Source organism: Micromonospora phytophila (genome assembly GCF_023656545.1).
GTDB lineage: Bacteria > Actinomycetota > Actinomycetes > Mycobacteriales > Micromonosporaceae > Micromonospora > Micromonospora phytophila.
In genome coordinates this window covers 21,255-28,086 of sequence record NZ_JAMOKF010000040.1, presented here as the reverse complement: position 1 = coordinate 28,086, position 6,832 = coordinate 21,255, and the positions used below count along the sequence as shown (strand labels likewise).

Below are 6,832 nucleotides of genomic sequence, written 5' to 3'. Positions count from 1 at the left end.
AGGTCGGCCCGGTCGCCTGGCAGGTGGCGGCGGTGGCGACCGCGGTGACCGGGGCGGGCGCGCTGCTCGGCGCCGCCGCGACCCGGGTGCTCGCCCGGCCGGCGTCCCGCTGACCCACGCCGGCGGACGGTCCACACGGTAGGCGAGGGCGCCCCGGACGAGCCGGGACGCCCTCGTTCCGCCGGAGGATCAGGTGGTGCTGGGGAGGTTCAACCCGGCGAGGAGCAGGACGATCTGCAGCACGCCCAGCAGCGCGCCGATCGCGCCGCAGATCAGACCCGCGAGGGCCTGCCCGGAGTTGTTCGCCAACCCCTGGTCGGCCTTCTGCTTGCCCAGCCAGCCGGTCACCACGGCGGCGATGCCCAGCGGGATGCCCAGGTAGCAGCAGACCATCGGGATCGACACGATGCCGAGGATCATCGACACCAGACCGAGCGTGTTCTGCTGCCCCTGCGGTGGCGGGTAGCCGGCGTTCGGGTACATCGGCGGCGCGTTGTGCGCCTGCTGGCCGTACGGATCCTGGTACGGCTGCTGCCCGTAGGGCTGCCCGGGCGCGGCCTGCTGACCGTACGGGTCGTACGAGGGCTGCCCGTACGGCTGGCCCGAGGTGGGTGGCTGGCCGTAGGGCTGGCCCGAGGTGGGTGGCTGGCCGTAGGGGTTCTGCGGCGCGGCGTACGGGTCGTGCGGCTGGCCGTACGGCTGCCCGGAGGTGGGGTGCTGACCGTACGGCGCCGCCGGCGGCGGGGCGTACGGGTCGTGGGGCTGCGGCGCGGTCGGGTCCTGGTGCGGCTGCTGGCCGTACGGGTCCTGACCTGGGTAACCGGGCTGCATGCGACGACGCTCCTCAGCTGGTCAGGTCAGTAGCCGGCGGCGCTGCTGCCGCTGAGCGCCCCCGCACCGGCGAGGATCAGGCAGCACACGATGTTCAGCACCCAGACGACGATGCCGACGATCAGCGCCCACTTGGACCACTTCTTCGACTCCGCGGCGGCGGCCTGGGCACCGGCGTAGTCGCCCTGCTGGAGCAGCGGGTTGACCTTGGAGGCGTTGATGATGGCCGGGATGGCCAGCGGCCAGAACAGAAAGATCGAGACGATCGACATCGTCATGTTGTTGTCGACCGGCGGCGGCTGGTGGGGCTGGTATCCGGGCTGCATCGTGGGTACTCCTCACAGGGCATCGACACGTTGACGTGTCGGAATCGCTGACGGGTGCGGGCCGGACGTACGCCGGCCCGAGCGACCGGCAGCGTACCCGTTCCGCGCCACCGGGGGATCGGCGAACATCGCGCCGCCCAGTGGGTGGGCCGGCCGACGTCGCCCAGCGTCCGGTCCGGACCGCCTGCCCGATAGGGTTGCCAGGTGACCGAGCCAGCGTCCGTCGCCCGCATCGTCGTCCTCGTCTCCGGCTCCGGGAGCAACCTTCAGTCCCTGCTCGACGCGTGTGCCGACCCCGCGTACGGGGCCCGGGTGGTCGCCGTCGGGGCCGACCGCGACGGCATCGCCGGGCTGGACCGGGCCGTCGCGGCCGGGGTGCCGACCTTCGTGGACGCGGTCCGGGCGTACCCCTCGCGGGAGGACTGGGACGCGGCGCTCACCGCGCACGTCGCCGAGCACAAGCCCGACCTGGTCATCTCCGCCGGCTTCCTCAAGCTGGTCGGCCCGCGCTTCCTGGCCGCCTTCGGCGACCGCTACCTGAACACGCACAACACGCTGCTGCCGGCGTTCCCCGGCATCCACGGCCCGCGCGACGCCCTCGCCTACGGCGTCAAGGTGACCGGGGCCACCCTCTTCTTCGTCGACGCCGGCATGGACACCGGCCCGATCGTCGCGCAGGTCGCCGTGCCGGTGCTCGACGACGACGACGTGGAGACGCTCACCGAGCGCATCAAGGAAGCCGAGCGGCGCCAGCTCGTCGAGCAGGTGGGCCGCCTGGTCCGCGAAGGTTGGACGATCACCGGAAGAAAGGTCACGGTCCCGTGAGTTCCACTCAGGACGAGCGCCGCCCGATCAGGCGGGCGCTGGTCAGCGTCTACGACAAGACCGGCCTGGTCGAGCTGGCCCGGGCCCTGCACGCCGCCGGGGTGGAGATCGTCTCGACCGGGAGCACGGCCTCGACCATCGCCGGGGCGGGAGTGCCGGTGACCCCGGTGGAGACGGTGACCGGCTTCCCCGAGATCCTCGACGGCCGGGTCAAGACCCTGCACCCGAAGATCCACGGTGGCCTCCTCGCGGACCTGCGCAAGGACTCGCACGTCGCCCAGCTCGACGAGCACGGCATCGCCGGGATCGACCTGCTGGTCTCCAACCTCTACCCGTTCCAGGCGACGGTCGCCTCCGGCGCGGGCGTGGACGAGTGCGTCGAGCAGATCGACATCGGCGGTCCTGCGATGGTCCGGGCCGCCGCCAAGAACCACGCTGTCGTCGCGGTGGTCACCGACCCGGCCGCGTACCCGGCGCTGGTGGCCGCCCTCGGCGAGGGGGGCTTCACCCTGGCTCAGCGCCGGGTGCTCGCCGCCCGCGCGTTCGCCGCCATCGCCGACTACGACGTGGCGGTGGCCGAGTGGTGCGCGCGGGAGCTCGACCCGGACGGTGGCTGGTGGCCGGAGTTCTCCGGGCTGGCGCTGCGCCGCTCGGCGGTGCTCCGCTACGGCGAGAACCCGCACCAGGGCGCCGCGCTCTACACCGACCCGTCCAGCCCGGCCGGCCTGGCCCAGGCCGAGCAGCTGCACGGCAAGGAGATGTCCTACAACAACTATGTCGACGCGGACGCCGCGTGGCGGGCGGCGAACGACTTCGCCGACCAGCCGGCGGTGGCGATCATCAAGCACGCCAACCCGTGCGGCATCGCGGTGGGCGCCGACGTGGCCGAGGCGCACCGCAGGGCACACGCCTGCGACCCGGTTTCCGCCTTCGGGGGAGTCATCGCGGTGAACCGGCCGGTCTCCGTGGAGATGGCCCGGCAGGTCGCCGAGGTCTTCACCGAGGTCGTGGTCGCCCCCGGCTTCGACGAGGGCGCCGTCGAGATCCTCCAGGGCAAGAAGAACATCCGGCTGCTGCGCGCCCCCGAGTTCGACCCGCTGCCGGCGGAGTGGCGGCAGGTCACCGGGGGTGTCCTGGTCCAGCTGCGCGACCGGATCGACGCCGACGGGGACGACCCGGCCAGCTGGCGGCTCGCCACCGGCGAGGCGGCCGACGAGCAGACCCTGCGGGACCTCGCCTTCGCCTGGCGGGCGGTCCGCGCGGTGAAGAGCAACGCGATCCTGCTGGCGAAGGACGGCGCGACGGTCGGCGTCGGGATGGGCCAGGTCAACCGGGTCGACTCGGCGCAGCTCGCGGTCAGCCGGGCGGGCGCCGACCGGGCCCGGGGATCGGTCGCCGCCTCGGACGCGTTCTTCCCGTTCGCCGACGGCCCGCAGATCCTCATCGACGCCGGCGTACGCGCCATCGTCCAGCCCGGTGGCTCGATCCGCGACGAGGAGGTCATCGCCGCCGCCAAGGAGGCCGGCGTGACCATGTACCTCACCGGCACCCGCCACTTCTTCCACTGACCGGCGGCGCAGCCGGGGACCGGGGTCCCGGGCTGCGTGCCGCGGGTCAGCCGGCGCGGCGGGCGAGGGTGCCGAGGTTGGTGCCGGCCCGCTGCGCCGGGACGTAGACCTCGTGACCGGCCCGGTGAGCGGGGCGGGTCAGGGGAGGCTGGGGCGTACCTCGGCGTAGTGGCAGGCCGACGGGTGCGGGTCCGCCGCGCGGGGGACCGCGTGGGGCTCCTGGGTGGCGCAGATGTCCTGGGCCTTCCAGCAGCGGGTGCGGAAGCGGCAGCCCGACGGCGGGTCGGCCGGGGAGGGCACGTCGCCGGTGAGCCGGATGATGGTCCGGTCGTTGCGGACCTCCGGATCCGGCACCGGCACGGCCGAGAGCAGCGCCTGGGTGTACGGGTGGGTGGCCCGCTCGTAGATCTCGTCCTCGGTGCCGATCTCGACGATCTTGCCGAGGTACATGACCGCGACCCGGTCCGCGATGTGCCGGACCACCGACAGGTCGTGGGCGATGAAGATGTACGAGAGCCCGAACTCGTCCTGGAGCTGCTCCAACAGGTTGATCACCTGGGCCTGGATGGAGACGTCCAGGGCCGACACCGGCTCGTCGCAGACGATGATCTCCGGGCGCAGGGCGAGCGCCCGGGCGATGCCGATGCGCTGCCGCTGACCGCCGGAGAACTGGTGCGGGTAGCGGTTGATGTGCTCGGGGTTCAGCCCGACCACGTCGAGCAGCTCCTGCACCCGCCGGTCCCGGCTGCCCTTCGGCGCGGCGTCCGGGTGGATCTCGAACGGCTCGCCGATGATGTCGCCGACCGTCATCCGCGGGTTCAACGAGGTGTACGGGTCCTGCATGACCATCTGCATGTTGCGGCGCAGTCGGCGCAGCTCGGAGCCGGAGGCGGAGAAGAGGTCCTTCCCCTCCAGGGTGGCCCGGCCCGAGGTCGGCGTCTCCAGTCGCATGAGCAGCCGCGCCAGGGTGGACTTGCCGCAGCCGGACTCGCCGACCACGCCGAGCGTCTCGCCCCGGCGCAGCTCGAAGCTGACCCCGTCGACGGCCCTGACCGCGCCGACCTGCTTCTGGAACACCACCCCCTGGCTGATGGGGAAGTGCTTGACCAGGTTGTCGACGGAGAGGATGGTCTCGCCCCGGACCTTGGTGGAGCTAGCGGGCGCTGTCATCACGGACCTCCTGCGCGAAGTGGCACGCGCTGGTCCGGCCGTCGCCGAGGACCAGGTCGTGCGGCACCACGTCCACGCAGACCTGCTGCACGTACGGGCACCGGGGGTGGAACGGGCACCCTGATGGGATACGCATCAGGTTGGGCGGCAGCCCCTTGATGGTGGAGAGCTGCTGACCGCGCACGTCCATGCGCGGGATCGACTCCAGCAGCCCCTTGGTGTACGGGTGGGCGGGCGCCCGGTACAGCGACCGCACGTCGGCGTGCTCGACGATGCGGCCGGCGTACATGACGGCGATCCGGTCCGCGACGCCGGCGACCACGCCCAGGTCGTGGGTGATCAGGATCATCGCCATGTTGAGGTCGCGGCGCAGGTCGGCGAGGAGGTCCATGATCTGGGCCTGCACGGTGACGTCCAGCGCCGTGGTCGGCTCGTCGGCGATCAGCACCTTCGGGTTCATCGCCAGCGCCATCGCGATCATGACGCGCTGCCGCATGCCGCCGGAGAACTGGTGCGGGTAGTCGCCGAGCCGCTTCGCGGCGGCCGGGATCTTGACCAGGTCCATCAGCTCGACGGACCGGCGTCGGGCGTCCGACTTGGACATTCCCTCGCGCTGGCGCAGCGTCTCGCCGATCTGCCAGCCGACCGGGAAGGTCGGGTTCAGCGCGGAGAGGGCGTCCTGGAAGATCATCGCGATCTCCTTGCCGCGCACCTGGCGGCGCTGCTCCTCCGACTGCTTGAGCAGGTCGCGGCCCTGGTAGAGGATCTGGCCGGAGCGGATGACCGCGGGCGGGGTGTCCAGGATGCCCATGATCGCCTGAGCGGTGACCGACTTGCCGGAGCCGGACTCGCCGAGCACGGCGAGCGTCTCGCCGGCGTCCAGGTGGTAGGAGACCCCGTTGATCACCTTGGCCACGCCCTCGCCGGTGCGGAACTCGACGTGCAGGTCCCGGACGTCGAGCAGGTGACCGCCCTCGGGCGTCGGGGAGGCCGGCGTCGGTTGAACGACGGAATGACTCACTGTTCCTGCCTTTCGGTCGCGACCACGGGGCTCGCTTCGCGCACTGCTCGCGTTCGCATGTCTTGGCTTTCGCTCGCGACTGCCGGGCGCGCCTCGCGCACCGCACGCGTTCGCATGTGGGTCACCGGAGCTTCGGGTCGAAGGCGTCACGGATCGCGTCGCCGAGCATGATGAAGGCCAGCACGGTCAGCGCGAGGAAGGCCGAGGGGACGACCAGCGGGGTCGCCGACTCCCGCATGTGCACCCGGCCGGCGTCGATGTCGATGCCCCAGGAGATGGTCGGCGCCTTGAGGCCGATGCCGAGGAAGGAGAGCGTCGCCTCGGCGGCGATGAACGAGCCGAGCGCGATGGTCAGCACCACGATGGCCGGGGCGAGCGCGTTGGGCAGGATGTGCCGCAGCATGATTCGGCTGTCGCCGGCGCCCAGCATCCGGGCCGCGGCGACGTAGTCCTGCTCCTTGGCGGTGATCACCGAGGACCGGACGACCCGGGCGGCGGTGGTCCAGCCGAGCACCGCCAGCACGAAGATCACCGCGGCGATCCGGACCGTGGAGCTGTCGCTGTTCACGCGCTTGAGCAGCACGATCGCGGCGAGCAGCAGCGGGATGCCGAGCACGATGTCGATCACCCGGGAGAGCACCGCGTCGACCCAGCGGCCGAAGTAGCCGGCCGTCATCCCGACGAGCAGCGCGATCAGGCCGGTGAAGAGCGCGGAGAGCGCGCCGACCAGCAGCGACGCCCGGGCGCCGTACACCGCGCGGGAGTAGGTGTCGCAGCCCTGGAAGTCGTACCCGAAGATCGCCCCGCCGGACGGCCCGGCATGCTGCCGGGCGAGCACGCAGTCGCGCGGGTCGTTCGCGGTGAACAGGCCGGGGAAGGCGGCCATCGCGGCGACCAGCACCACCAGGGTCAGGCTGATCCAGAAGATCGGCTTGCGGCGCAGGTCGCGCCAGGCGTCACCGGCCAGGCTGCGCGGCTTCTGCGCCGCGCCGACCTGGTTGGGCGCGCCGGGCTCACCCGACGGCCCCCGTCGCGCGGCCTGGTTCTCCGTGGCCGCCACGGTCTCGAAGTCACTCATGCCCGCACCTCGC

At 72.2% G+C, this 6,832-nt stretch carries 7 protein-coding genes; 2 read left to right on the top strand and 5 right to left on the bottom strand.

The genetic code is table 11. From position 1 onward, the window contains the following. Positions 1-189: 189 nt before the first annotated feature. Together NCC78_RS08605 and NCC78_RS08600 are read right to left on the bottom strand one after the other, a co-directional pair. The gene (locus tag NCC78_RS08605; protein ID WP_250793165.1) at positions 190-831 is read right to left on the bottom strand and encodes a DUF4190 domain-containing protein; all 642 of its coding nucleotides are present in this window, start codon (positions 829-831) and stop codon (positions 190-192) included. Between the two features lie 26 nt (positions 832-857). Beyond that, the gene (locus tag NCC78_RS08600; protein WP_250793164.1) at positions 858-1,157 is read right to left on the bottom strand and encodes a CD225/dispanin family protein; all 300 of its coding nucleotides are present in this window, start codon (positions 1,155-1,157) and stop codon (positions 858-860) included. Positions 1,158-1,361: 204 nt separating this feature from the next. Between NCC78_RS08600 and purN the strand changes: the two genes are divergently transcribed. Both purN and purH read left to right on the top strand, forming a co-directional pair. After that, complete coding sequence (gene purN, locus NCC78_RS08595; protein WP_250793161.1) at positions 1,362-1,982, top strand: phosphoribosylglycinamide formyltransferase; 621 nt, start codon at positions 1,362-1,364, stop codon at positions 1,980-1,982. Then, positions 1,979-3,550, top strand: coding sequence for a bifunctional phosphoribosylaminoimidazolecarboxamide formyltransferase/IMP cyclohydrolase (gene purH, locus NCC78_RS08590; protein ID WP_250793159.1), 1,572 nt, complete (start codon positions 1,979-1,981; stop codon positions 3,548-3,550). The genes purN and purH overlap by 4 nt, the downstream gene beginning before the upstream one ends. A gap of 138 nt (positions 3,551-3,688) precedes the next feature. Here purH and NCC78_RS08585 read toward each other — a convergent pair whose 3' ends face one another. The 3 genes from NCC78_RS08585 to NCC78_RS08575 form a co-directional block, all read right to left on the bottom strand. After that, entirely contained in the window at positions 3,689-4,720 is a 1,032-nt protein-coding gene (locus tag NCC78_RS08585) for an ABC transporter ATP-binding protein (protein WP_250793158.1), read from the bottom strand. Next, entirely contained in the window at positions 4,704-5,741 is a 1,038-nt protein-coding gene (locus NCC78_RS08580; protein ID WP_250793156.1) for an ABC transporter ATP-binding protein, read from the bottom strand. The genes NCC78_RS08585 and NCC78_RS08580 overlap by 17 nt, the downstream gene beginning before the upstream one ends. Positions 5,742-5,862: 121 nt before the next feature. Next, positions 5,863-6,819, bottom strand: a complete 957-nt coding sequence (locus tag NCC78_RS08575) for an ABC transporter permease (protein ID WP_250793154.1) — start codon at positions 6,817-6,819, stop codon at positions 5,863-5,865. Positions 6,820-6,832: the final 13 nt, after the last annotated feature.